The following is a 24,430-nucleotide window of genomic DNA, read 5'->3' on the forward strand; positions in this document are numbered from 1 at the left end:
CGCAAGAGCGGCCCCCTTCCGCATCCCGAACTTCAAGCAAAGAAAGGCGCCTAGGCGCCCTTCTTGTTTCCAGTCGCTGGTTCGCTCAGAGGCGGCTGGCGATGGCCTTGGCGAAGCCCATGGTGTTGCCGGTGCCGCCCAGGTCGGGGGTCAGCGAGTCCTTGGCTTCCAGGGTGGCCACGATGGCTTCGCGCAGGCGCTCGGCGTTTTGCGGTTGACCGATGTGATCCAGCATCTGCGCCGCGCCCAGCAGCAGCGCGCACGGGTTGGCCTTGCCCTGCCCTGCGATGTCCGGCGCCGAGCCGTGCACGGCTTCGAAGATCGCCGCATCCAGACCGATGTTGGCACCCGGGGCCAGGCCCAGGCCGCCCACCAGACCGGCACACAGGTCGGAGATGATGTCGCCGAACAGGTTGGTGGTCACGATGATGTCGAACTGTTCCGGACGCATCACCAGCTGCATGCAGGTGTTGTCGACGATCATTTCCTGGAATTCGATTTCCGGGTACTGCGTCGCCACGTCACGTGCCACCTTCAGGAACAGGCCCGAGGTCGACTTGATGATGTTGGCCTTGTGCACCGCAGTGACCTTCTTGCGGCCAGTAGCGCGGGCGAGGTCGAAGGCGTAGCGCACGATGCGCTCGGAGCCCTTGCGGGTGACGCGGGCGCCGGAGAACGCGGTCTCGCCATCCTCGGACACGGTCTGGCCTTCGCTCAGGTAGGCGCCTTCGGTGTTCTCGCGCACCGTGATCAGGTCCACGCCATCGGCGAAACGCGACTTGGTGTTGGGGAACGACTTGGCCGGACGCACGTTGGCGTACAGGTCGAACTTGCGACGCATGGCGACGTTGATCGAGCTGAAACCTTCACCGACCGGCGTGGTCAGCGGGCTCTTCAGCGCCACCTTGTTATTGGTGATCGAAGCCAGGGTCGACTCCGGCAGCAGATCGCCGTGCTTCTCCAGCGCGACCAGGCCAGCATCGGCGTACTCGTAGGTCAGGCCAGCTTGCAGCGCGTCGAGCACGAACAGCGTGGCATCCATGATCTCCGGGCCAATACCGTCGCCGCGGATGACCGTGATTGTCTGCGTCATAACGTTGGGTTTCCGAACTTGAAGGGGGGAGCGCCAGCCGTAAAACCCGGCAGAGCGGCGCAAGGAGGTTTCACAGGCAATTATGCCCGATGCCGGTGAAGGCGCCCAAACCGACCTTGGTCTAAGAGCGGCGCACACCCTCCACAACGCAGCGCGCCGCCTCGATGGGCGGCGCGCGCGACCGGCTCGCTTTTACGAATCCCGATCCCGAATGACCAATCCTGACTCACACGCCGGTCGACTCCCGACCAGTCATGCATCAGTCGTGCGCGTGCTGCGCCGGGGCCTGCGCGCCGCCTTCGAGCTGGTCGAGGAAGTCCACCGCGCGACGCAGATGCGGGATGACGATGGAGCCGCCGACCACCAGGCCGACCGAGAAGGTTTCGAAGAACTCTTCGCGGGTCACGCCGGCCTCCTTGCATTGGGCGACGTGGTAGCTGATGCAGTCGTCGCAGCGCAGCACCATCGAGGCGACCAGGCCGAGCAGCTCCTTAGTTTTGACGTCCAGCGCGCCGGCCTGATAGGTCTGGGTGTCCAACGCGAAGAAGCGGCGCACCACCTGGTTGGGCTCGGCCAGGATGCGTTGATTCATGCGTTGGCGGAATTCGGTGAACTCGCGCAGACGGTCGTCGCTGCCGCCCTCGTGCTCACTCATGCCTGGCCACCCGTGGCGCCGGCCAGTAACGGTTCGAGCTTGCCGGCGCGGTGCATGGCCATCATGTCGTCGTAGCCGCCCACGTGGACGTCGCCGACGAAGATCTGCGGCACGCTGGTGCGCTTGGCCAGCGCGACCATCTTGTGACGCTCGGCCGGGTCCAGGTCGATGCGCACCTCGGTCCAGGTCCTGCCCTTGCTCTTTAGGAAGTTCTTGGCCGCCACGCAGTACGGGCAGATCGCGGAGGAATACAGGGTGATTTGCGGGCCGGTGGCCGCATCCTGCACGTTAGGGTCTTGGCTCACGGGAAACTCCGTGGTTGGTCTGAGGTCTGACAATGGTACCGGGCGACTGGAATTTCCATGTCGTCACCGCAACACTGTGGATTAACTGTCGATTCACGCCCCTGCGCCTTGCTGCCCGCATGCTCCGCGCATCACCTGGGAGTTCTACTTGCGCCTGCTACCGCTCGCCACTGCCCTCACGCTGGCCGTTGCCATGGGTGTGGCACCTGCGCAGGAAAGCCGCCTGCCCGATATCGGTTCGTCTGCCGGCGAGTTGCTGACCCCGGCGCGCCAGGCCGAGTACGGCAAGATGATGCTGGCCGAGTTGCGCAACTACGACTATGTGCTGGACGACCCGCTGGTCACCGATTGGCTGCAGACCATGGGCACCCGGCTGGGCGCCAACAGCGACCAGCCGCAGCAGCCGTTTACGTTTTTCATGCTGCGCGACCGCCAGATCAACGCCTTCGCCACCTTGGGCGGCTACATTGCGGTCAACGCCGGGCTGGTGCTGACGGCCGAGCGCGAGGACGAAGTGGCCGCAGTGCTCTCGCACGAAATCGCCCACGTCACCCAGCAGCACGTGTTGCGCGGGGTTGAGCGGGCGCAGCGCGATCAGATCCCGATCCTTCTCGGCATGCTGGCGGCGGTGGTCGCCGCGCAACAGGCCGGCGGCAATTCCAAGGGCGATGCCACCATGGCCGGCATCACCAGCGCCATGGGGCTGATGCAGCAGCGCCAGATCGACTACACCCGCTCCAATGAATCCGAAGCCGACCGGCTGGGCATTCGCACGCTGGTGCGCAGCGGCTACGACGTGGATGCGATGGCCGGCTTCTTCGAGCGCATGTCGGTGGCGATGCGCGCCAACGAGGGCGGCTACAGCGCGCCGGACTTCCTGCAGACCCACCCGGTCACCGTCACCCGCATCAGCGAGGCCAAGGCGCGCGCCGAACAGATGAAGAAGAACACCGTGGTGCTGACCACCTCGGTGCCGGGCGGCACGCGCCAGGAGCGCGTGAATCCCTCCGACCCGTCGCTGTCGGAGCCGCTGAGCCGCAACGGCAATACGATTCTTCCGTATGCGTTGCGGTTGCCGGTGGATGCGCTCAGCCGCAGCGGCGAACAGCAAAGCTTCGATTGGGCCAAGGAGCGCCTGCGCGTGCTCAGCGCAACCACCCCGGATGCGGCCATTCGCGAATACGAGACCCTGCGCCGCAGCGCCAAGGGCGGCCTGACCGATGCGCAGCGCTACGGGCTGGCCCTGGCGCGCTTGCGCAACAGCGGCGGGCGGCCAAGCGAGCCGGTGGCCGAACTGGCCAGCCTGCTGGAGGCGCATCCGGATAATTTATGGCTGACGCTGGGCCTGAGCGAGGCGCAGGCGCGCGTGGGCCAGCGCGAGGTGGCCAATGCGCGTTTCGATGCGCTGCTCAAGCAATTGCCAACCAACCGTGCGGTGGCGCTGACCTATGCCGGCGCGCTCAACGAGCAGGCGACCGAGACATCCGGCCAGCGTGCGCGCCAGGTGCTGGAACCGCTGCTGTATCGCAACGGCGATGATGCGTTGTTGCAGCAGACCTACGCCCGCGCCTGCGAATTGGCCGGCGACCAGCTGCGCGCCAGCGAGGCCTATGCCGAATCCGCGTACTTGAACGGCCGCGCCGAACAGGCGCTGATCCAGCTGGAGGCGCTGAAGAAGAAAGATCTCGATTATGTGACACGTGCGCGCGTGGACGCCCGCATTGCCGCCATTACGCCCACGGTGCTGGAACTGCGCCGCCAGGGCATCCGCGACCCGGATCTGTCCACGCGTTAGCGCATGTCATGCAGTGCGGTGGCTTCACTGTCCGGGATGACAAATCGCGTGTTCGATGCCGCAACGCCTGCCTGTCGCCTCGCAGCACAGCCCGCTTATTAGTGGTGCGAACGACGTAATGCGCCTGCCATGTCACATTAGAGTCACAAAACCGTAGTCTACTGGCGACCATCGAAGCCAGACGGTAAGCCCCGCGTGCAGAAACGCATCCTGATCGTCGACGACGAACCCGCAATCCGCGACATGGTGGCGTTCGCGCTGCGCAAGGGCGAGTTCGAACCCATCCATGCTGGCGACGCCCGCGAGGCGCAGACCGCCATCGCCGACCGTGTGCCGGACCTCATCCTGCTGGACTGGATGTTGCCAGGCACCAGCGGGCTGGACCTGGCGCGGCGCTGGCGCAAGGAATCGCTGACCCGCGAGATTCCGATCATCATGCTGACCGCGCGCGGCGAAGAAAACGACCGCGTCGGTGGCCTGGAGGCCGGGGTCGACGATTACGTGGTCAAGCCGTTCTCGGCGCGCGAATTGCTGGCGCGCATCCGTGCGGTAATGCGCCGCACCCGCGAAGACGACGAAGACGGCAGCGTGGCCGTGGGCCGGTTGCGCATCGATGGCGCCGCGCATCGGGTGTTCGCCGGCGACGCGCCGGTGCCGATCGGCCCGACCGAATACCGCTTGTTGCACTTTTTCATGACACATCCGGAGCGCGTGTACACGCGCACCCAGTTGCTGGATCATGTCTGGGGCGGCAGCGTGTACGTGGAAGAGCGCACCATCGACGTGCATATCCGCCGCCTGCGCAAGACGCTGGAACCGTTCGGCCTGGAAAACATGGTGCAGACCGTGCGTGGCTCGGGCTACCGTTTCTCTTCGGCCGCCTGATGCTTGCCGCACAGGCCGGCCCGGCCGCTGACACCGGTCGGGCTGCGTGCCTACCCGACGCTCCGTGGTAACGCCTTCCATGCCCCAACATATTCGTTCCGCCTGGTTCAAGACGCTCGGTACCCTGGCGCTGTTGCTGGGCGCTGCCGTGCTGACCGGTGTGCTGATCGAACATGTGTGGATGGCGCTGACGCTGACTGCGCTGGGCGTACTGGCCTGGCATTACTGGCGGCTGCGTCAGGTGCTGCGGCGGCTCACTGCACGCCAGCGTGCCGAGCCGGCGGCCGGCGTCGGTGCCTGGAACGAACTGGATCGGCTGCTCTATCGCAGCCAGGCCGAAATGCGCGGGCGCAAGCGTCGCCTGATCGACATGCTGCGCACCTACCGCGCCGCCGCACAGGCGTTGCCCGATGCGGTGGTGGTGGTGGATCGCAACAGCCAGCGCGTGCAGTGGTTCAACAAGGCCGCCGGTGGCCTGCTTGGCCTGCATCATCCCGGCGATATGGGCGTGTCGGTGGTGGAACGGCTGCAGCCATTGCCGTTGGCGCATTGGCTGGCGGCCGGTCGCAATGCAGAACCCATGCTCGATGCCGCCTCGCCGGTCGATCCGGATCTGCGGCTGAATCTGCGCCTGATCCCCTATTCCGACGACTACTGGCTGCTGGTGGCGCGCGATGTCAGCAAGCTGCTGCGGCTGGAGCAGGTACGCCGCGACTTCGTGGCCAATGTCTCGCACGAGCTACGCACACCGCTGACGGTGGTGCACGGCTATCTGGACATGCTCGACCCGGAAGACTTCCCCGACTCGGGCCCGATGCTCGCGGAGATGCGCAAGCAATCGCAACGCATGGCGCAACTGGTCGAAGATCTGCTGACGCTGTCGCGGCTGGAATCGCAGGAAGAACTCGGCGAGGAACACGTGGCGATGGCGCCGATGCTGTCCACGCTACGCCGCGAAGCCGAGGCGCATAGCCAGGGCCGCCACACGGTGGAAGTGTTCGACGAGGCCGGCGTGGATCTGCTTGGCTCCAACAAGGAACTGCATAGCGCGTTCTCCAACCTTGTCACCAACGCAGTGCGCTATACGCCTGGCGGTGGGAAGGTGACGATCCGCTTCGTGCGCGACGGCGATGGCGCGGCACTGGCGGTGCGCGACACCGGCTACGGCATTCCCGCCTCGCATCTGCCGCGCATCACCGAGCGGTTTTATCGCGTCTCCAGCAGCCGCTCGCGCGAGAGCGGCGGGACCGGGCTGGGGTTGTCGATCGTCAAGCACATCCTGGGGCTGCATCAGGCGCGGCTGGAGATCGAAAGCGAAGTCGGGCGCGGCAGCGAATTCTCGTGTCATTTTGTGGCTGCACGCGTGGTGCAGCGCGATCAGTCCCTGCCACTGTCACGCTCGGCGTGATATGTAGTGGGTGCGCGCCGCAGCGCGGTGCGATGCACCTGCGCAGCGCGCGCCACGTCGCACCGCGCTGCATATTGCGCGCGCTAACGACGCATTCCATTCCGTCTTGATGATCGACTCCATGGGCCACGCCAAACACTCCCACGACACCGCTTCTTCCGAAGAGATCGCCGCCGATCCGTTGCGCGAGCCGTCGCTGTATATCAACCGCGAACTGTCGCAGCTGGATTTCAATTTCCGGGTGCTGGCGCAGGCGCTGGATGAGCAGGTCCCGTTGCTGGAACGGCTGCGCTTCCTGTGCATTTCCTGCACCAACCTGGACGAATTCTTCGAAATCCGCGCGGCCACCGTAAGGCACGCGCAGGAATTCGGATTGCCGCCGGCACCCGATGGGCTGAGCCCCACCGCCATCCTCAATGCCGTGCACGATCGCGCGGCGAAGCTGGTCGAGCAGCAGTACCACGCGTGGAACGAAGTGCTACGCCCGGCGATGGAAACTGCCGGGGTGGCGGTGCTGGGCCGCTCGACGTGGAACTCGCGTCAGAAGCGCTGGCTGCGCGCGTACTTCCGCAACGAGATCATGCCGGTGCTGTCGCCGCTCGGCCTGGACCCGGCGCATCCGTTCCCGAAGATTCTCAACAAGACCTTGAACATCGTTGTGGTGCTGGATGGCCAGGATGCGTTTGGCCGCGCCGGCCATCTGGCCATCGTGCGGGCGCCGCGTTCGTTGCCGCGCATCATCCAGTTGCCGGCCAGCCTGTCGCCGGAGGGAACGCAGAGCTTTGTGTTTCTGTCTTCGGTGCTGTCCGAGTTTGTGGATGAGCTGTTCCCGGGCATGCAGGTCAAGGGCTCGTATCAGTTCCGCGTCACCCGCAACTCCGAGTTGGTGGTGGACGAGGAAGAAGTCGAAAACCTGGCCTTGGCATTGCGCGACGAACTGGTCACGCGCGGCTACCGGCCGGCGGTGCGGCTGGAGATCGCGCACGACTGCCCGTCGCCGATCATGCGCACGCTGCTGCAGAACTTCGGCTTGAACGAAAACGCGGTGTATCGCATCGTCGGGCCGGTCAATCTGAGCCGTGTCACCCAGGTCTACGACCTGGTGCAGCGCCCGGAACTCAAGTACCCGTTGTTCAATCCGCGCACCTTGCGCGACAACGACGGCATCTTCGAGATCGTCAAGAAGGGCGATGTGTTGTTGCATCATCCCTTCGATGCGTTCACTGCGGTGCTGGACGTGATTCGCCAGGCCGCAGTCGACCCGAACGTGCTGGCGATCAAGCAGACGCTGTACCGCACCGGCAAGGATTCGTTGATTGTCGATGCGCTGATCCTGGCCGCGCGCAACGGCAAGGACGTCACTGTGGTGGTGGAACTGCGTGCGCGCTTCGACGAAGAAGCCAACCTGGGCCTGGCCGACAAGCTGCAGGAAGCCGGCGTGCAGGTGGTCTACGGCGTGGTTGGTTTCAAGACGCACGCCAAGATGCTGCTGATCGTGCGACGCGAGGGGCGCAAGCTCAAACGCTACGTACATCTGGGCACCGGCAATTACCACAGCGGCACCGCGCGTCTGTACACCGACATCAGCCTGATCACGGCGGATGTGGAAATCGGCAACGATGTGCACATGCTGTTTCAGCAATTGTCCGGTCTTGCTCCGCGGATGAAGCTGGAGCAGTTGCTGCAATCGCCGTTTACCCTGCATACCGGGGTGCTGAAGCGGATCGAACGCGAAACCCGGCTGGCCCGCAATGGTCGCCCGGGCCGCATCATCGCCAAGATGAATGCCCTCAACGAGCCGCAGGTGGTGCGCGCGTTGTACGCGGCGTCGCAAGCCGGTGTGCAGATCGATCTGATCGTACGCGGCGCCTGCACGCTGCGGCCGGGCGTGCCGGGCTTCTCCGACAACATCCGCGTGCGTTCGATCGTGGGGCGTTTTCTGGAACACAGCCGCGTGTACTGGTTCGGCAACGATGGTGCGGCGGAACTGTATTGCGCCAGCGCCGACTGGCTGGAACGCAATCTGCTGCGGCGCGTGGAGACCTGCTTCCCGATCCTGGACCCGGACCTGGCCAAGCGGGTCTATCGCGAAGCGTTGCAGAACTACCTGGACGACAACGTCAACGCCTGGGAGCTGGATGCCGAGGGCGTCTATCACAAGCGCACGCCGGGTCCCGGCGAGCCGGCGCATTCGGCGCAGATGACCTTGCTCGATCGGGTCTAACAAGCGGCTGACAACACGTAGCGCGCAGTCGTGCGTTGGTGCCGGCGGCGCAGCGCAGCCGCCTCGTGGCTGGTACGCGGCGCCACACACGCCTTGCCGCGGTGTGCGCAGTGGTTTTGCCGGTGCCTCTCACGGGGCCAACCATCCATCGGCTACCATGCGGCCATGCCAACACCCTCCCCCACGATACCGCCACTGCGCGACGGCGATTACCTTGCCGCCATCGACTTAGGCTCCAACAGTTTCCACATGGTCATTGCGCGCTACCTGATGGGTCAGCTGCGCGTCGTTGATCGCCTGCGCGAGACCGTGCGTATGGCCGATGGCCTGGATGGCAAAGGTGGCATTTCCAACGAAGCGCGCCAACGTGCACTGGAATGTCTGGCGCGCTTCGGCCAGCGCATTCGTGAAGTGCCGTCGTTGCGCGTGCGTGCGCTGGCCACCAACACGGTGCGTCAGCTGCGTTCGCCACAAGCGTTCCTGATGCCGGCCGAAACCGCGCTCGGGCATGCGATCGAAGTGGTCAGCGGCCGCGAGGAAGCGCGCCTGATCTATCTGGGCGTTGCGCATGCGCAGCCGCCCAAGCCCGATCAGCGCCGGCTGGTGATCGACATCGGCGGCGGCTCGACCGAGTTCATCATCGGCCGCGGTTTTCAGACACTGGAACGCGAAAGTCTGCAGGCCGGCTGTATCGCCAGCACACGACGTTTTTTCCCCGGCGGCAAGTTGTCGAAAAAGAAATGGAAGGACGCGCTGACCGAGATCGGCGCCGAGTTCCAGCAGTTCGCCAATCAGTACAAGGCGCTGGGCTGGCATGAGGCGATCGGCTCGTCCGGCACCCACAAGGCCATCGGCGAAATCTGCGCGGCGATGAAGCTGACCAAGGGCGCAATCACCGCCGAGGCGCTGCCGGCACTGCGCGATGAACTGCTCAAGGCCAAGCGCATCGAAGACATCCAGTTGCCCGGATTGGCTGCCGAGCGGCGTCCGATCATCGCCGGCGGCATTCTGGTGCTCGAGGCCGCATTCCAGGCCCTGGGGCTGGAGAAGCTGATGGTCAGCAAGGCGGCGATGCGCGAAGGCATTCTGTACGACATGCTCGGCCGCGGCGGCGAGAACGACCCACGCGACAGCTCGGTGGCCTCACTGGTGCAGCGCTACGGGATCGACGAAGTGCAGGCCCAGCGCGTGGAAGCCACCGCCTGCCGCCTGTTCGATCAGGTCTGCGAATCCTGGCAACTGGATGGAGACGATGCGCAGGTGTTGCGCCGCGCCGCGCGGTTGCACGAGCTGGGCTTGATCATTGCGCACAGCCAATATCATGTGCACGGCAGCTACATCCTGGAGCATTCGGATATCGCCGGTTTCTCGCGGCAGGAACAGCAGGTGCTGGCATCGCTGGTGCGCACGCACCGGCGCAACGTGCCCAAGACCGCGTTCGAGGCGCTGCCGGACCGTTTGTTGCTGCCAACCCGACGCAAGGCCGCATTGTTGCGGCTGGCAGTGCTACTGCATCGCGCGCACGAGTCCGACCCGATTCCGACCCTGGAACTCACTGCCGATGACACCCGGCTGTCATTGATCCTGTCGCAAAGCTGGATCGACTCGCGCCCGTTGCTGCGCGCCGACCTGATCGGCGAAGTCGAAAGCATGGCCGGGCTGGGAATCGCGTTCAAACCATTTGTGACCTGAGGCCTGCGGCCTCAGGCGGGAATCGGGAATGGGGATTCGGGAATAGTCCACCACGGGGCTCTGAGAAGTTTCTGACTGGTGGCGATTGCGCTGAACGAATGCAGCACGCTGCTTTTGCGATTCCCGATTCCCGATTCCGCTGTCACCGCCACGACTTGTGCGCGCAACATCCATGCCATCGCTCTCCCGGAAGCTAGCCAAAACCGGAGAACGGGCATGCGCTACGCGATCGTTACCGAAACCTATCCCCCCGAAGTCAATGGTGTGGCGCTGACCGTGCACGGCCTGGAAACCGGCCTGCGGGCACGCGGACATCAGGTGGACGTGGTGCGCCCGCGTCAGAGCGGCGATACGGAACCGGCGACTGCCTTGTTGGTGCGCGGCGCATCGCTGCCGCGCTATCCGGGGCTGAAATTCGGGCTGCCGGCAACGCAGCGCCTCATCCGTCATTGGCGAATCACGCAGCCGGATGCGATCTATGTGGCCACGGAAGGCCCCCTGGGCTGGTCGGCGATGCGTGCAGCGCGCCGGCTCGGCATCCCGGTCGCCACCGGCTTCCATACGCGTTTCGACGAATACCTGCCCGACTACGGCGCCGCCTGGCTGCAAGGCACCGCGTTGCGCTGGATGCGGCGCTTTCACAACCAGGCCGATGCCACCCTGGTGCCGACGCGCGAATTGCAGCAATTCCTGCGCGAGGGCGGATTCGAGCGCGTGCAATTGCTGGCGCGCGCGGTGGACAACCAGCAGTTCGATCCGGCGCGACGCGATCACGCCCTGCGTGCCGAATGGGGGATCGAAGGCGAAGGCTTCGCTGCAATCTACGTCGGGCGCATCGCCAACGAAAAGAATCTGCCGCTTGCCATCCATGCATTCCGCAAGCTGCAGCAGATCCGCCCGAAAGCACGCTTCGTGTGGGTGGGCGATGGCCCGGCACGCGGAAAGATCGCGCACGAGAATCCTGATTTCATTTTCTGCGGCATCCAGCGCGGCGAAGCGCTGGCACGCCACTTCGCCAGCGGCGATCTGTTCCTGTTCCCCAGCCGCAGCGAGACCTTCGGCAACGTGACCCTGGAGGCGATGGCCAGCGGCGTGGCCACGGTCGCTTTCGATTACGGCGCTGCACGCGAGTATCTGCGCAGCGGTCACAGCGGCGCGGCAGTCGAGACCGACGAGGCGTTTATCCAGGCCGCCGTCGCACTCACCGACGACGACGCGATGCGCCAGCGCATGGGTGCTGCGGCCGCGCAGGCGATGCAGAAACTGCATCCGGACAATGTGGTGTCCGATTTCGAAGCCTTGTTGCTGGGCATCACCGCTGCACGGGGGCGTTATGTCGGCAACGCGGCTTGAGGTTCTACGCGGTCACGAAGCGCGCTGGTGCCGGCGCGCCAATCACTGGTGCCGGCGTCACCCGGTGCGGCGCGCGTTCGCCACCATCAGCCGGCTCGGCGATGGGGTGTTCTGGTATGGCCTGATGGGCCTGTTGGTGCTGCTCGACGGCATGGACGGCGTGCGCGCATCTGCGCACATGGCGGCCACCGGCGTGCTTGCGCTGACCTTGTACAAGTCGCTCAAACGCTGGACGCGGCGGCCACGCCCGTATGCCGCCGACGTGCGTATTCGCGCCTGGGTGGCACCGCTGGACGAGTTCAGTTTTCCGTCCGGCCACACCTTGCACGCGGTGTCCTTCAGCATCGTGGCGCTGGCCTACTATCCGTGGCTGGCACCGTTGCTGGTGCCGTTCTCGGCGGGCGTGGCGCTGTCGCGGGTGGTGTTGGGGCTGCATTATCCAAGCGATGTACTGGCTGCGACCGCGATCGGGGTGGTGCTGGCCAGTTTGTCGTTGTGGGGATTACCGGTGTTGCTGGGGTGATGAATCAGGCCGGGTCGGCCCGAGTGATCCGCCCAGATAAGTAACGCGTCTCAGCACTCCCTTCTCCCCTCGGGAGAAGGTGCCCTGCAGGGGCGGATGAGGGTACGTGCGAAGCCTCGCGCACTCGCCGTACAAGATCTCTCGCGAAGGTTGATAAAAAGCCAACACGCAGCAATTGCAACTTCAGCGTGTGGCTTCGCCCCGTACCCTCACCCCTACCCCTCTCCCGCAGGGAGAGGGGATTTCGCTCCGTGCTTGTCCTGCTCACGCTGCCTACCCCAGCGTCCCGGTTCCCGTCCCGCGCTGCCGCCGTACAATGGCGCAATGACGAACCTGTTCATTTCCGACCTGCATCTGGATCCGGCCCGGCCGGCGATTACCGAGCTGTTTCTGGACTTCCTGCGCACGCAGGTGCCCGGCAGCGACGCGCTCTACATCCTCGGCGATCTGTTCGAAGCCTGGATCGGCGATGACACCCCGACGACCGCCGCAGATGCGGTCGCCACTGCGCTGCATGCCGTCGCCGATAGCGGCGTACCGGTGTTCTTCATGGCAGGCAACCGCGATTTTCTGGTTGGCCAGACCTATGCGCAGCGCGCCGGCTTCCGCATCCTGCCCGACCCCACCGTCATCGATCTGTACGGGCATCCGACGCTGCTGATGCACGGCGATCTGCTATGCACCGACGACACCGCCTATCAGGCGTTCCGTGCACAGACGCGCGACCCGGTGTTTCAGGCGCAGTTCCTGGCCCAGCCGCTGGCCGCACGGGTGGCGTTCGCGCAGCAGGCGCGCGCGGCAAGCCAGGCGCGTCAATCGGAACTCAAGCAGGGCGATCAATCGCGCTTCGAAACCGTTACCGACGTCGCACCGGCCGAAGTGGAAGCGACCTTCGTGCGTTATGGCGTAGATCGCTTGATCCACGGTCATACCCATCGCCCCAACGTGCACACGCTGCAGGCCGGTGGCCACACCTGCACGCGCATCGTGCTGGGCGACTGGTACGAACAAGGCTCGGTGTTGCGTGTGGATGCCGATAGCATCGCGCTGGAGCAGTTGGCGCTTTAGCGTGGCTGAGAGAACCTAGCGAGCAAAGGCATCACTGCACGCTACGCGCATGCTCGGCGTAGTCGACAAAACCGGCATTGACCACGTCGTACCAGAGCACCGTGCCGTCGGCTTGCACGCGGAAGCGGTCGCGTACCGGGCTGGTCTGCGGGTCGCCAGGGCAGTCGTTGCCATGGCGCTCATGCACTGCGAATTCGAAGGCATCCGGGGTGGGCGCATCGCCCTGTTCGGACAGGATGCTGATGCAGTTGTCCGGATAAAAATGATCGCTCTGCAAACGCGCTTCCAGCACATGCAGCGCGCGCACTTCGGCATCGTTGCCGGTGGGCGTTGCCGTCGCCACAGCAGCGGGCTTGGGTTGAGAGGGAGCCGGCTCGGCGGGTTGCTGTTTGCAGCCGGCAACCGCAAGTACGGCCAGGCAAAGCGCCGCATAACGCAAGGACTTGGACATAAGTGCTCCGCTCCACAAGACAAGGCCGGCAGTTGCCGACGGTGCGCCTAGTCTGCGCTACACCTGCGCGCGGGTGTAGCGGCAAAAGCCCGGCACATGGAGTGCCGGGCCGACAGCGAAACGCTCAACGTCAACCTCAGCGGAAGCCGGCAATCGTGGCCTTGGTGTTGACCAGCACGCGCTGATTGTCGGCGGTGCTGGCATTGCCCATCGGGATGCCGTTGTAGTTGATGTTGGGGTTGGACCAATAGTTCAGGCGCGGGCAACCGCTGCTGCAGTCGTAGGCCATGATGGTGCGCCAGCTGTTGCCGTAGCGATAGCCGTGACCGTAGACATACGGCGAGGTGCTCGGGTCGTTGGTGGCGTCGTGGCGTGCGCTCTGCAGGTGCCCGATTTCATGCGCAAAGCTGTAGTAGCCGGTGGCGCAATCCCAGTACACCGATGCAAATGCGGTTGCGGCGGTCGACCCAATACCCGAAGCCAGTCCGCAGTAAGTGGCGTTGTTCAACACGATCACGCCCACATCGGCGGTATACGTGTTGCGGCTGGTGTGGATGCTGTCCATGTAACCGTCGTTGGTCACGCGGAAGCGCTGAAGGTCGGTGGTGAAGTTGCCGGTTTCGCTGTAGCTGGTGGTCTCGTAACGCGCCAGCTGCAAGGTGATGCCGACGTTGCTGTTGGTGTAGCCCTGGTTGGCTTCGGCCACCGCCAGCTGCACCAGCGCCTGCATGTTGCCGCCGTACGCAGTCACCGCCTGATTGGTGGCGACCACCAGCACGCGAATGGTCGCCGGGCTGCCGGACGAGGCGGCGGCAGCGGTGACGCGGCCGTCGCCGGGCATGTCGAACTTGGGCAGCAGGCTGTATTCGGCCGGATGCTCCTGCGGCATGCGCTGCTCATCCACCTGCACCAGCACGTGGCGACCATCAGCCAGCGGACGCAGGCGATAGAGTTTGCCGGCGTAGCGGATGGTTCCGGTGACGGTGTCGCCGCTACGGACCAAGATCGCTGAGTTCAGCGGATCCACGCCCGACAGCGTGCGTGCACGCGTGCCAGCGCGCGGGCCCAGGTTGCCGTACCACACGCTATCGCCGCCTTCCAGGGCATCGACCTTGGCCTGGGTGGCGGTGATGGTCTGGCCGTCCAGTTGCAGTTTCAGCAGCTTTTCCGACGCGGTGACTGCGCCGGCATCGAGCTGGACTACCTGCGCGGTGGCTGTTGACGGTGAGCTCAACACCCGTTGCAGCGAGGGTTCGGTGGTGGCCGTGGCGGCTGCACTGCGGCTCAGCGCAGGACCGGATTGATACAGCGGTTTGCCGGCAGCGGCGGCCGAACCGGCCAGACACATGGCAATCAGACCCACCGTGGTGCACATCGACTTCGACTTCATCGTCTCTCTCTCCTTAGACATGGAAGTAACGGATGTGAAACACCGGGCCCCTGCCCCCGGGACGCCTTTAAGGCCGGAGTGACAGTCCACATTGCAAGTAGTTGCAAAGGAAAATTACAGTTCTGTGATGATCGCCTTGAATGCATGCGATTCCGGCGGCTGCGCAGAGGGAACCCGCGCACATTTTTCAGCCAGCCTGCTCCACCAGACTGGCCAACTCATCCTCATCGAAACCGGCAAGCAGCCGCGCTTGGATATTGAATGGTCCATGCAGATAGCCGCCGGCGTATTCGCGCAGCAGCGCCTTGAAACGCGCGCGCGGCTCGATGCCGGCCTGCGCGCAATACCAGCGATACCAGCGCGAGCCGGCCGCTACATGCGCCACTTCTTCGCGCAGGATGGTTTCCAGCACCTGCGCAGTGGCGATGTCGCCCAGCGAGCGCAGCTTGACGATCATCGCCGGGGTCACGTCCAGGCCACGCGCTTCCAGCACACGTGGCACCAGGGCCATGCGTGCGAGGCCGTCATGCGCGGTTTTCTCGCACATTTCCCACAGGCCGTTATGCGCAGGGAAATCGCCGTAGTCGTGATCATGCGCCTGCAATCGCGCGCGCAGCAGCATGAAGTGACGCGATTCGTCATCGGCCACCGCTACCCAATCCGCATAGAACGCATCCGGCAACCCGCGGAAGCGATACACCGCATCCCAGGCCAGATCGATAGCGTTGAGTTCGATATGCGCGATGGCGTGGATGAAGGCGGCGCGCCCTTCCGGCGTGCCCAATCCACGCCGTGGCACCTCGCGCGGGTGCACCAGCACCGGCGTTGCGGGCCGGCCCGGCATGCAGATCGGCGCCGGTGGCGCGGCCTGCGGCGACGGCAACGACAGCGTGCCGGCGCGGAACGCGGCCGCATGTCGCTGGGTCAGCGCGACCTTCTCCAGCGGATCGGCCGCTTGCAGGCAGGCGTATGCGGCCTGCAAGAGATCCATCGTCACTTCAGCGCTCCGTCGTTCGCGGGCAGCGCAACTCCACAACGCTGCCCCACCACCATCACGCGCGGCGTTTGCGCTTGGCTTCGTCGGAGCGCAACTGCTGGATGCGCTGGAAATAACCCGGCTCGATCCCGGTGATGTACTCGCCGTTGAAGCACGAGGAATCGAACTGCTTGATGTCCGGGTTGCCTTCGCGCACCGCCACTTCCAGGTCTTCCAGATCCTGATAGATCAGCCAGTCGCAGCCGAGAAATTCCTGGATCTCGTGCTCGCTGCGGCCGTGCGCAATGAGCTCTTCGGCGGCTGGCATGTCGATGCCGTAGATGTTGGGGTAACGCACCGGCGGCGCAGCCGAGGCCAGATACACCTTGCGCGCACCGGCATCGCGTGCCATCTGCACGATCTGCCGGCTGGTGGTGCCGCGCACGATCGAATCGTCGACCAGCAGCACCACGCGGTTGCGGAATTCCAGGTGGATCGGGTTGAGCTTGCGGCGCACCGATTTCTGCCGTTCGCCCTGCCCCGGCATGATGAAGGTGCGGCCCACATAGCGATTCTTGACGAAGCCTTCGCGGTACTTCACCCCGAGCACGTTGGACATCTCCAGCGCCACATCGCGCGAGGTGTCCGGGATCGGAATGATGGTGTCGATATCGTGATCCGGGCGCAGGCGCAGGATCTTCTCGCCCAGCTTCAGGCCCATGCGCATGCGCGCCTTGTGCACCGAGATGTTGTCGATCATCGAATCGGGACGCGCGAAATACACGTACTCGAAGATGCACGGCGCATGGTCGGTGGGCGCGGCGCAGATTTCCGAAAACAGCTCGCCGCGCGCGGTGATCACCAGCGCCTCGCCGGGGCGCACGTCGCGCACGCGCTGGTAGCCCAGGATGTCCAGTGCCGCCGATTCGGAGGACACGATGTATTCGGTGCCTTCGGCGTGATCGCGCTTGCCCAGCACCAGCGGACGAATGCCGTGCGGGTCGCGGAACGCCACCAGGCCCAGGCCCAGCACCACGCTCACCACCGCATAGCCGCCCTTGCAGCGACGGTGCACACCGGCCACCGCGCGGATCGCCGCCTCGGGGGTGAGCATGCGCTGCGCGTCCAGCTCGTAGGCGAACACGTTCAGCAGCACTTCGCTGTCCGAATCGGTGTTGATGTTGCGGCGGTCGGCCTCGAACACCTGCTGGCGCAAGGCCTCGGTGTTGATCAGGTTGCCGTTGTGCGCCAGCGCGATGCCGTAGGGCGAGTTGACGTAGAACGGCTGCGCCTCGTCCATGCCTTCCGAGCCCGCGGTTGGGTAGCGGCAATGCGCGATGCCGACGCGGCCTTCCAGCACCGCCATCTTCTTCTCGTCGAAGACGTCGCGTACCAGCCCGTTGGCCTTTTGCACGCGCAGGCGCGTGCCGTCGGCTGTGGCGATGCCTGCGGCGTCCTGCCCACGATGCTGCAGGACGGTCAGGCCGTCATAAAGCTGCCCGGCGACGTTTTGGTTGCCGACAATACCGACGATGCCACACATGGTGCGCGTTCTCCGCTGCGGCTTGCGCCGTTACTGTGAAGGTGGCCGTGCCTGGCCTTGAGACTCGACCCGAGCCGGGTCGCTTTCTCCGCCGCGAATCTGCGCCGGATCGATATTGGCCGGCATCGCCTGCGTCGGATCGCGTCCGTCGCTGGCGGCTTTACCGGGTTGCCCAAGCGCACGCGTGATGGTGTCGCTCAAACCGGACCCGGACAGCGCCTTGCCCAGATCCGTATTATTGCCTGCCGAGGGCAACTTCCCCAACTCCGTTGGCAAGTTGCCGAGTTCCATCGATGGCATGTCCATCGACGGCATGCGCCAGGCCGGCAGTTGCGCCCGCATCCAGCCCGCACCCGGCGACAGCATCGGCATCAGCACCGATTGGCGCCAGGACGGCTCACGCGGCAGCGGGGTGAAGCTCATCAGCAGCACCAGCACGCTGGCCAGAAAGCCGCCGCGCACCACGCCCAGGCCGAACCCGAGCATGCGGTCCATCCCGCCGAGCCGCACTGCATCCACGCCGGCACGGATCACCATGCCGATCACCGCTACGGTGATCAGCACGCCGACGAACACCATCGCGTAGCCGCCGAACGACTCGGTGGCCGACGGATGCTTGCCGTCGGCGATCCAGCGCGCGGCCGAGCCGCCGAACTGGAATGTGGCCCAGCCAGCAAGCAACCAAGACAGCGTACCGACCACGATTGCGACAAAGCCGCGCAGCAAGCCCAACAGGGCCGACACCAGAATGATGACGCCCAGCACCATGTCGATCATTGCCAACTTCTCCGCGCGGCGCACGCGCCGTTGCTGCAACCTGGCTCGGTGTTCATTGCGCTCCCCTCCATGGGTGTGAGGCGGTCGGGAATCTGAAAACCACCGACGACATGTCGTGAGTGGCTGTCAGGCTTGATGCGGACGACCTGCAGCACGCGCAGTGTACGAAGGGTCGCGCCGATGCAGATGTCTGATACCGGCGACGCACACCCGATGGCGGCGCAGCCGTTTTACGGATGCGGACGCACCATGCCGGAAATGCCGACCTTGGCCGCCACCTGCGCACGCAGCTGTTCGGCATCGCCACGGTTGGCCACCGGGCCTACACGCACGCGGTTGAGCGCGCCCTTATCGGTGCGGACCTGTTCGACAAAGGCGCTGAAGCCGGCGGCGCGTACGCGGTCGCGCAGGGCATTGGCGTCTTCGGCGCGGCCAAACGCACCCAACTGAACCGCAAAACCGACCGAACTGGCGGCAGGCGCTGCCGGCGCGGTAGGCGCAGCCACGACCGGCTTGGCAGGTTCGGGCTTGGCCGGCTCGGCTTTGGCTACTTCCGGCTTGGCCGGCACAGGCTTGGGCGCCTCGGCCGGCTTGGGCGCGGCGGCTACCGGCTTGGCCGGCTCCGGCGGCAGGCTTTCGGTCCTGGTCGGCGCGGTGGTGCTGGCGGCTGCCACACTGCTGCTGGGCTTTGCGGCCGGTGCAGGCGTCGGTGCAGCTGCGGCAGGCGCTGGCGCGGCGGCATTGGCATCCAGCGTCACCACCTGCGCATTGACGTCGCCGCGCACCTTCACTGCCTGCAGGCGGGCCGATTCGGCCTGGGCCTGATCGACATATGGCCCCACGCGCACGCGCCAGGCAGGGCGGCCGTTGATCTGGGTCTTTTCGCTGAAGCCCGGCAGTTGCGCCTGCTTGAGCCGCGCGATCACGGCATCGGCATCGGCACTGGTGGCATAGGCACCGAAATTCACCGCGTAGTTGCCGGCGGCCACATCAGGGGCCGATGGCGCGCTGGAGGGCTTGGCCAGGTCGGCCGCATCCGGGTTGTCCTGCACCGCTGCCGGCGCCGTGGCGGCACCGCGCATGCCCAGTGCACCGCCGACAGGCGCATCGCCCGGGGTGACCAGCGGCAATTCGCGGGTTTCGAACTCGCCATTGGCAGGCGCTGCGGGTGCCTCGAGCGGCACATCGGCCACGCCGCTCGACGGCGCAGGGCCCTTGACCAGCATCGGCAGGAAGATCACGGCAAGCGCCACCAGAACGATGGCGCCAATCAATCGCTGTTTCAGAGCAGTATCCACGTAAAGAGACGAGAGGCGGCGTGGCGGGTTGCCGCGGCGATTATAAGGCCGCAGCCGGGCTACCGACCTTGGTGGCCTGAATGAAGTGCGTGCAGCGCGTCGGCGACGGTATGAAACGAGCCGAACACCAGCACGCGATCGCCTGGTTTGGCCGCCGCGAGTACCGCGCGCAGTGCGCTTGCGACGTCACGATGGCACGGCGCCTGCGCCGCGGCGGTGCCCTGCAGGCGTTGCTGCAATGCCTCGGCCGACTGCCCACGTGCGCCTTCCAGCCCGGCCAGCACCCAGTGGTCGATCTGCGTGGCTACCGCCGCCACCACGCCCGGCACGTCCTTGTCTGCCAATGCGGCGTAGATCGCATGCGTGCTGCCTGCGTGCGCTTGCGCGCCGAGTGCGTCGGCCAGCGCGCGCGCGGCCTGCGGGTTGTGGCCGACATCCAGCACCACCTGCACGCCATCGGCATCGATGCGCTGCAGGCGCCCGGCCACTTGCGCGTTGGTGATGCCCTGCGCCCAGGCCGCATGGGGCACCTCGACTGGCAACGCCTGCAGCGCGGCGATTGCGGCGGCGGCGTTGGCCAGTTGCACCGGCGCGTGCAGGGCCGGCATCGGTAGTTCCAGGGTCACTGCAACATCGCGCCAACGCCAATGCTGCGTATTGGAATGCTGTGCATCGATCGGCTCGAAGAAGTAATCGCTGCCTGCACGGATTGCATTGGCGCCCAGCTGGTAGGCGCGCCGCAACACGCTCGACGGCGGATCGATTTCGCCCAGCACCACTGGTTTCCAGGCGCGGATGATGCCGGCCTTCTCGGTACCGATCGCCTCGCGGTCTTCGCCCAGCCAATCGGTGTGGTCGATATCCACGGTGGTGATCACTGCCACATCGGAATCGATGATGTTCACCGCATCCAGACGCCCGCCCAGGCCGATTTCCAGCACCGCCAGGTCCAGCGCGGAGCGCTGCAACAGCCACAGCGCTGCGAGCGTGCCGTACTCAAAATACGTCAGTGCGGTCTCGCCACGCGCCGCTTCGACAGCTGCAAAGGCGTCGACCAGTTGTGCATCGCTGGCCTCTTCTCCATCGATACGCACGCGCTCGTTGTAGCGCAGCAGATGCGGCGAAGTGTAGGTACCCACCTTCCAGCCGGCCGCGCGCCCGATCGCCTCAATAAAGGCCACGGTCGACCCTTTGCCATTGGTGCCGCCGACGACGATGACGTGGGTGGCCGGCGCTGCGAGCTGCAGACGCGCAGCGACCTCGCGCACGCGCTCCAGGCCCATGGCGATGTTCTGCGGATGCTGTTGCTCGATGTAGGCGAGCCAGTCGGAGAGAGAGTTGGTTGCGTTCACGGCGAGGACTGCGCAGGAAGAACTGCATTATCGCGAATTTCCAGGCCGCGACGTGCTCGGACAAAAGACGACGGCGTGCTCAGGCACATGCGCTTGTCGTTGCCAAATCCAATTATCTGTGTCGAGACGTCCTCGATCACGGGACGTCCTCGATCGCTGCAATCCGCATTCCCAGCACCGAGCGCTGACCGGTCAACACCACGGCCATTTGCTGATCGGGATGCCGACGATAGAGCGCCTCACTGATGCACAGGTGGCTGGGAAACCGATCTTCCAGCGGCCCGCCACTCAATCGGTATTTGCACGAACGCCCGCTTTGAAAGTACTCAGTCTGCATGAGATGCGTTTCTTGAAAACTGGCACCGGCGATACGCGTGTACACCCACGGCGCACCTCGGGCCAGCATCAGCCAGCACACGCAGCCCAGCAACGGCGGCGCCACGACGATTGCCAGCAACGTATTGAACAGGCCCTTGCTGACAACTGCCTTAAGTCGCCCGTGGCGGTAGGCATGCAGAAAAGGCAGGGCCGTCAGAATGGCTCCTGTCAGCAGCATCGGCGCTATCCATTGCCGACCAGATAGAAACGTGGCGGGGATGAAATTGCCGAAGACTCCCAGCACCAGCAGGCCTAAGAGTCCGAGTACCAGTGCCAGCTTGATGGGCTGTGTACGCTTGGAGGTTGCTCCACTGTTGCGCGCCACCGAACTGCTTACCCCCTTCCAATCGAAGCCTTACAACGCCCGATGCTTGGCTTCACCGAAAAATGGCGTGTGATGCGCGCAATCGTTCAGACGCACCACTTCCAGGTGATCCACGTCCTCGCCTTCGAGCAGGTTGAGCGTGGTCGGTGCCTGGCGAAAGGTCCATAGCTTGGACAACGGCAGGCCCAGAATCTTGCACAGGATCACGCGGTTGACTGCATCGTGCGCCACCACCAGCAAGGTGTCGTCGGCGCCCAGGCCATCGGCCGCGCGTACCAGCCCGCGCCAGCTGCGGTCCAGTACCTGACGCAAGGATTCGCCGCCCGGCATCAGCACCGTATCCGGTTCTTCGCGCCAGGCACGCAAGCGCGCCGGATCCTTGTCGTTGATCTCGCTGGCCAGCAAGCCTTCCCATTCGCCATGCGCGATTTCCTGCAGGTCCGCATCGGTCTGCAGCAAGCTCTCGCGTGCACTGCCCAGCGCCAGCTTCGCAGTGGCCTGCGCGCGCGACAGCGGCGATGCCACCGCGCGGGTGATCTCCAGCGACTGCAGGCGCGCACCAAGGGCAGCGGCCTGGCCTTCGCCGACCGGCGACAGCGGGATATCGATCTGGCCCTGGTAACGGCCTTCGGCGTTCCACGGCGTCTCGCCGTGACGAGCAAGCAGGATGCGCATGCGCGAGAGATTCCTTGGGGGAGGGTCCGGCTCGCCGCAGCGAAACGGGAGCGCATCATAACCCCTCCCGCCCTCGTGCCGGCCGGCCGCCTCAGCGCACGCCGAGTTCCTTCAACAGCTGCGGCGCCGGGGCGACTTCGGTCATGACCCAGCGCAGATACCGGCTATCCACGGCGATCATCCGGGTCATGGACGGATCGAAGATCCAGTTGCTGCTCACCGACTCCCAGTTCCCATCGAACGCCAGCCCGACCAGCTTGCCGTGGGCGTCCATCACCGGCGAACCGGAGTTGCCGCCGGTGATGTCCAGATCCGACAGGAAGTTGACCGGCACCGAGCCCAGCCGCTTGTCCTCGAGCCCGGCATAGCGCTTGGCCTTGACCGCCTCCAGCAACGCCTTGGGCGAATCGAACGGATCGGCGCCGGTGTCCTTGGCGGCCACACCTTCCAGAGTGGTGAATGGGGTATAGGCCACGCCATCCTTGGGGGTGTAACCCTTGACGTTGCCGAAGGTGATGCGCAGCGACAGGTTGGCGTCCGGATACACCGCCTCGCCCTTGCTCTTTTTGTAATCGGCCAGGGCCTGCAAATACACCGGCCGCGCCTTGAGCTGCTCGCCGGTGTGCAGCTTGGTTTCGCGCTCGATCTGCAACAGCGCCGGAGTCACCGCCACGGCATATTGGATCGCCGGATCGGTACTAGCCTCGAACGCGGCACGATCGGCGGCCAGCCACTTCAGGCGGGCCTCGGTGCTGCCCAACGTGGTGGCATCGAGCTTGCCCAACGCGGCCTGCACGGCGGCCGCATCGCCGCCGCCCAGCCATTGGTCCAGTGCGGCAATGCGCTGGTTGGCGGGCAGCTTCAGATACTGGCTGAGCCAGTACTGCTGGAGCTGCCGATCCATGGCCGGCACGTAGCGGCGCTCCATCTGCTTCATCGTCCCTTCGATGGCCGGCAGGTCGCGGTCCTGGTACCCGGATTCGCGCTCGGCATTGGGCTTGGCGCGTTCCAGCGCCAGCCGATATAGCGTCACTGCCGCCCCCACCGTGCCGGTGGCGTCGAACTGCCGCAGCACGAAGTCGCGCTGCTGGGTGGCCTGGTCGCTTTTGAGCAGTTTGACCAGGGCGTCGTGCGCCGCGAGCGCCTGCCGCCCGCCTGCGCCACGACCCTTCAGCCAGGCCAGCACCGCGGCTTCGTCGGCCTGCTTCTGCGCCTGCGCCCCGATGCGCTTGAAGCCTTCCAGTTGCCCATCGTAGTTCTTGGCGGCGTTATTGAGGCCGGCCACGGTGCTAGCGTATTTCACCTGGATGTCGGGATTCTGCTTGCCGGCCTGTTCGATCAGAGCGATCACGTCTTTGTAATGTCTGCCCACCACCGGATAGGTCCAGCCGGCGGTGTTGTCGAATTCGGCGGCCAGCGCGTAACGATTGGTACGGCCCGGGTAACCGGCCACCATCACGAAGTCGCCTGCGCCCAGCGGCTGATCGGCGAACTTCAGATAGTGCTTGGGCTGGTACGGCACGTTGTCCTTGGCATAGGCGGCCGGCTTGCCGTCCTTGCCCACGTAGGCGCGGTAGAACGAAAAATCGCCGGTGTGGCGCGGCCACATCCAGTTGTCGATATCGCCACCGAACTTGCCCACGCTGCCTGGCGGCGCATAGGCCAAACGTACGTCCTTGATCTCCAGATTCTTGAACAGCCGGTAGGCATTTCCGCCGGCAAAGCTGAAGAACTGACAGCGGTAACCGGGCTGCGCCTCGCAGGCGGCGATCTGCTGCTTGCTGAAATCCTCCAGCGCCAGTGTGCGCTTGAGCGGATCATCGCCGGCTGTCGCCATCGCGGCCTTGGCAGGCGCGGTCACGTCGGTGATGGCATCGAGCACGTAGATGCGCGCGGTGGGTCCTGCGCTCAGTTCGTCGGTAGGTGTGGCGGCGCTGAAACCGTCCTTGATCAAATTCTTTTGCGCTGTGGAATTGAGCTGGATTGCGCCATAAGCACAATGGTGATTGGTCACCACCAGGCCCTGCGGCGACACGAAGCTGGCAGTGCAGCCGCCCAGTGCGACCACCGCACCCATCGGATCGCCGGTCAGGTCGGCCAGTTGCTGCGGCGACAGGCGCAAGCCGGCCTGCTGCAGCGGGCCGGCGATGTCGGGCAGTTGCTGCGGAACCCACATCCCCTCGCCTGCCTGTGCGGATGCCGCGAGCGCGAGTGTTGTCAGCATGGAAACGGCAAGCAGGTTCGGACGCATCGCACAGCCCCGG

At 65.2% G+C, this 24,430-nt stretch carries 21 protein-coding genes; 8 read left to right on the forward strand and 13 right to left on the reverse strand.

Features of this window, described 5'->3' with window-relative positions:
• Positions 1-85 precede the first annotated feature (85 nt).
• The 3 genes from NDY25_RS05085 to grxC form a co-directional block, all read right to left on the reverse strand.
• The gene (locus tag NDY25_RS05085; RefSeq protein ID WP_168956950.1) at positions 86-1,093 is read right to left on the reverse strand and encodes an isocitrate dehydrogenase; all 1,008 of its coding nucleotides are present in this window, start codon (positions 1,091-1,093) and stop codon (positions 86-88) included.
• Positions 1,094-1,352: 259 nt separating this feature from the next.
• Positions 1,353-1,748, reverse strand: a complete 396-nt coding sequence (locus NDY25_RS05090; RefSeq protein WP_074056792.1) for a carboxymuconolactone decarboxylase family protein — start codon at positions 1,746-1,748, stop codon at positions 1,353-1,355.
• Positions 1,745-2,053 (reverse strand): glutaredoxin 3, encoded by a 309-nt coding sequence (gene grxC, locus NDY25_RS05095; RefSeq protein WP_006451739.1) that lies wholly within the window; start codon positions 2,051-2,053, stop codon positions 1,745-1,747. The genes NDY25_RS05090 and grxC overlap by 4 nt, the downstream gene beginning before the upstream one ends.
• A gap of 148 nt (positions 2,054-2,201) precedes the next feature.
• Here grxC and NDY25_RS05100 point away from each other — a divergent pair, with 148 nt between their 5' ends.
• The 8 genes from NDY25_RS05100 to lpxH all read left to right on the forward strand — a co-directional run bounded on the left by NDY25_RS05100 (position 2,202) and on the right by lpxH (position 13,001).
• On the forward strand, positions 2,202-3,848 hold the full coding sequence (locus NDY25_RS05100; RefSeq protein ID WP_168956951.1) for a M48 family metalloprotease: 1,647 nt from the start codon (positions 2,202-2,204) through the stop codon (positions 3,846-3,848).
• Positions 3,849-4,043: 195 nt separating this feature from the next.
• On the forward strand, positions 4,044-4,733 hold the full coding sequence (gene phoB / locus NDY25_RS05105) for a phosphate regulon transcriptional regulator PhoB (protein ID WP_006451737.1): 690 nt from the start codon (positions 4,044-4,046) through the stop codon (positions 4,731-4,733).
• A 79-nt stretch (positions 4,734-4,812) separates the two neighbouring features.
• Positions 4,813-6,141, forward strand: a complete 1,329-nt coding sequence (phoR, locus tag NDY25_RS05110; protein ID WP_167387194.1) for a phosphate regulon sensor histidine kinase PhoR — start codon at positions 4,813-4,815, stop codon at positions 6,139-6,141.
• A gap of 121 nt (positions 6,142-6,262) precedes the next feature.
• The gene (gene ppk1 / locus NDY25_RS05115) at positions 6,263-8,365 is read left to right on the forward strand and encodes a polyphosphate kinase 1 (RefSeq protein WP_104551379.1); all 2,103 of its coding nucleotides are present in this window, start codon (positions 6,263-6,265) and stop codon (positions 8,363-8,365) included.
• A 165-nt stretch (positions 8,366-8,530) separates the two neighbouring features.
• Positions 8,531-10,057: an exopolyphosphatase gene (gene ppx, locus NDY25_RS05120; RefSeq protein WP_006451734.1), complete on the forward strand. Its 1,527-nt coding sequence runs from the start codon at positions 8,531-8,533 to the stop codon at positions 10,055-10,057.
• A 216-nt stretch (positions 10,058-10,273) separates the two neighbouring features.
• A complete protein-coding gene (locus NDY25_RS05125) occupies positions 10,274-11,410 on the forward strand; it encodes a glycosyltransferase family 4 protein (protein WP_168956952.1) in 1,137 nt (378 codons plus the stop codon).
• On the forward strand, positions 11,391-11,933 hold the full coding sequence (locus NDY25_RS05130; protein WP_043909856.1) for a phosphatase PAP2 family protein: 543 nt from the start codon (positions 11,391-11,393) through the stop codon (positions 11,931-11,933). Before NDY25_RS05125 ends, NDY25_RS05130 begins: the two co-directional genes overlap by 20 nt.
• 324 nt (positions 11,934-12,257) lie before the next feature.
• Positions 12,258-13,001, forward strand: a complete 744-nt coding sequence (gene lpxH, locus NDY25_RS05135; protein ID WP_168956953.1) for a UDP-2,3-diacylglucosamine diphosphatase — start codon at positions 12,258-12,260, stop codon at positions 12,999-13,001.
• 31 nt (positions 13,002-13,032) lie between these two features.
• Here the strand turns inward: lpxH and NDY25_RS05140 are convergent, their stop codons facing one another.
• The 10 genes from NDY25_RS05140 to NDY25_RS05185 all read right to left on the reverse strand — a co-directional run bounded on the left by NDY25_RS05140 (position 13,033) and on the right by NDY25_RS05185 (position 24,342).
• Positions 13,033-13,452, reverse strand: coding sequence for a hypothetical protein (locus tag NDY25_RS05140; protein WP_168956954.1), 420 nt, complete (start codon positions 13,450-13,452; stop codon positions 13,033-13,035).
• A gap of 136 nt (positions 13,453-13,588) precedes the next feature.
• Positions 13,589-14,842: a zinc-dependent metalloprotease gene (locus tag NDY25_RS05145; protein WP_168956955.1), complete on the reverse strand. Its 1,254-nt coding sequence runs from the start codon at positions 14,840-14,842 to the stop codon at positions 13,589-13,591.
• Positions 14,843-15,029: 187 nt separating this feature from the next.
• The gene (locus tag NDY25_RS05150; protein WP_168957283.1) at positions 15,030-15,833 is read right to left on the reverse strand and encodes a ferritin-like domain-containing protein; all 804 of its coding nucleotides are present in this window, start codon (positions 15,831-15,833) and stop codon (positions 15,030-15,032) included.
• A gap of 61 nt (positions 15,834-15,894) precedes the next feature.
• On the reverse strand, positions 15,895-17,361 hold the full coding sequence (gene purF, locus NDY25_RS05155) for an amidophosphoribosyltransferase (protein ID WP_006449393.1): 1,467 nt from the start codon (positions 17,359-17,361) through the stop codon (positions 15,895-15,897).
• Positions 17,362-17,391: 30 nt separating this feature from the next.
• Positions 17,392-18,138 (reverse strand): CvpA family protein, encoded by a 747-nt coding sequence (locus tag NDY25_RS05160; RefSeq protein WP_168956956.1) that lies wholly within the window; start codon positions 18,136-18,138, stop codon positions 17,392-17,394.
• Between the two features lie 230 nt (positions 18,139-18,368).
• Complete coding sequence (locus tag NDY25_RS05165; RefSeq protein WP_256627827.1) at positions 18,369-19,436, reverse strand: SPOR domain-containing protein; 1,068 nt, start codon at positions 19,434-19,436, stop codon at positions 18,369-18,371.
• 59 nt (positions 19,437-19,495) lie between these two features.
• Positions 19,496-20,788 (reverse strand): bifunctional tetrahydrofolate synthase/dihydrofolate synthase, encoded by a 1,293-nt coding sequence (gene folC, locus NDY25_RS05170; protein ID WP_256627828.1) that lies wholly within the window; start codon positions 20,786-20,788, stop codon positions 19,496-19,498.
• A 136-nt stretch (positions 20,789-20,924) separates the two neighbouring features.
• On the reverse strand, positions 20,925-21,437 hold the full coding sequence (locus tag NDY25_RS05175; protein ID WP_425510785.1) for a hypothetical protein: 513 nt from the start codon (positions 21,435-21,437) through the stop codon (positions 20,925-20,927).
• An 84-nt stretch (positions 21,438-21,521) separates the two neighbouring features.
• Entirely contained in the window at positions 21,522-22,166 is a 645-nt protein-coding gene (locus tag NDY25_RS05180; protein ID WP_115039917.1) for a histidine phosphatase family protein, read from the reverse strand.
• A gap of 91 nt (positions 22,167-22,257) precedes the next feature.
• Positions 22,258-24,342 carry a S46 family peptidase gene (locus tag NDY25_RS05185; protein ID WP_180336493.1) on the reverse strand — a complete coding sequence of 695 codons (2,085 nt, stop codon included), beginning with the start codon at positions 24,340-24,342 and terminating at the stop codon, positions 22,258-22,260.
• Positions 24,343-24,430: the final 88 nt, after the last annotated feature.

The sequence above is a fragment of the Xanthomonas hortorum pv. pelargonii genome, assembly GCF_024499015.1.
In the GTDB taxonomy this organism is placed as follows: domain Bacteria; phylum Pseudomonadota; class Gammaproteobacteria; order Xanthomonadales; family Xanthomonadaceae; genus Xanthomonas; species Xanthomonas hortorum_B.

Coding starts and splice junctions, on each gene's coding strand:
- NDY25_RS05085 (WP_168956950.1), bottom strand. CDS start 1,093: ATGACGCAGACAATCACGGTCATCCGCGGCGACGGTATTGGCCCGGAG.
- NDY25_RS05090 (WP_074056792.1), bottom strand. CDS start 1,748: ATGAGTGAGCACGAGGGCGGCAGCGACGACCGTCTGCGCGAGTTCACC.
- phoR (WP_167387194.1), top strand. CDS start 4,813: ATGCCCCAACATATTCGTTCCGCCTGGTTCAAGACGCTCGGTACCCTG.
- ppk1 (WP_104551379.1), top strand. CDS start 6,263: ATGGGCCACGCCAAACACTCCCACGACACCGCTTCTTCCGAAGAGATC.
- ppx (WP_006451734.1), top strand. CDS start 8,531: ATGCCAACACCCTCCCCCACGATACCGCCACTGCGCGACGGCGATTAC.
- NDY25_RS05125 (WP_168956952.1), top strand. CDS start 10,274: ATGCGCTACGCGATCGTTACCGAAACCTATCCCCCCGAAGTCAATGGT.
- NDY25_RS05130 (WP_043909856.1), top strand. CDS start 11,391: ATGTCGGCAACGCGGCTTGAGGTTCTACGCGGTCACGAAGCGCGCTGG.
- lpxH (WP_168956953.1), top strand. CDS start 12,258: ATGACGAACCTGTTCATTTCCGACCTGCATCTGGATCCGGCCCGGCCG.
- NDY25_RS05140 (WP_168956954.1), bottom strand. CDS start 13,452: ATGTCCAAGTCCTTGCGTTATGCGGCGCTTTGCCTGGCCGTACTTGCG.
- NDY25_RS05145 (WP_168956955.1), bottom strand. CDS start 14,842: ATGAAGTCGAAGTCGATGTGCACCACGGTGGGTCTGATTGCCATGTGT.
- NDY25_RS05150 (WP_168957283.1), bottom strand. CDS start 15,833: ATGGATCTCTTGCAGGCCGCATACGCCTGCCTGCAAGCGGCCGATCCG.
- purF (WP_006449393.1), bottom strand. CDS start 17,361: ATGTGTGGCATCGTCGGTATTGTCGGCAACCAAAACGTCGCCGGGCAG.
- NDY25_RS05160 (WP_168956956.1), bottom strand. CDS start 18,138: ATGATCGACATGGTGCTGGGCGTCATCATTCTGGTGTCGGCCCTGTTG.
- NDY25_RS05180 (WP_115039917.1), bottom strand. CDS start 22,166: ATGCGCATCCTGCTTGCTCGTCACGGCGAGACGCCGTGGAACGCCGAA.
- NDY25_RS05185 (WP_180336493.1), bottom strand. CDS start 24,342: ATGTGGGTTCCGCAGCAACTGCCCGACATCGCCGGCCCGCTGCAGCAG.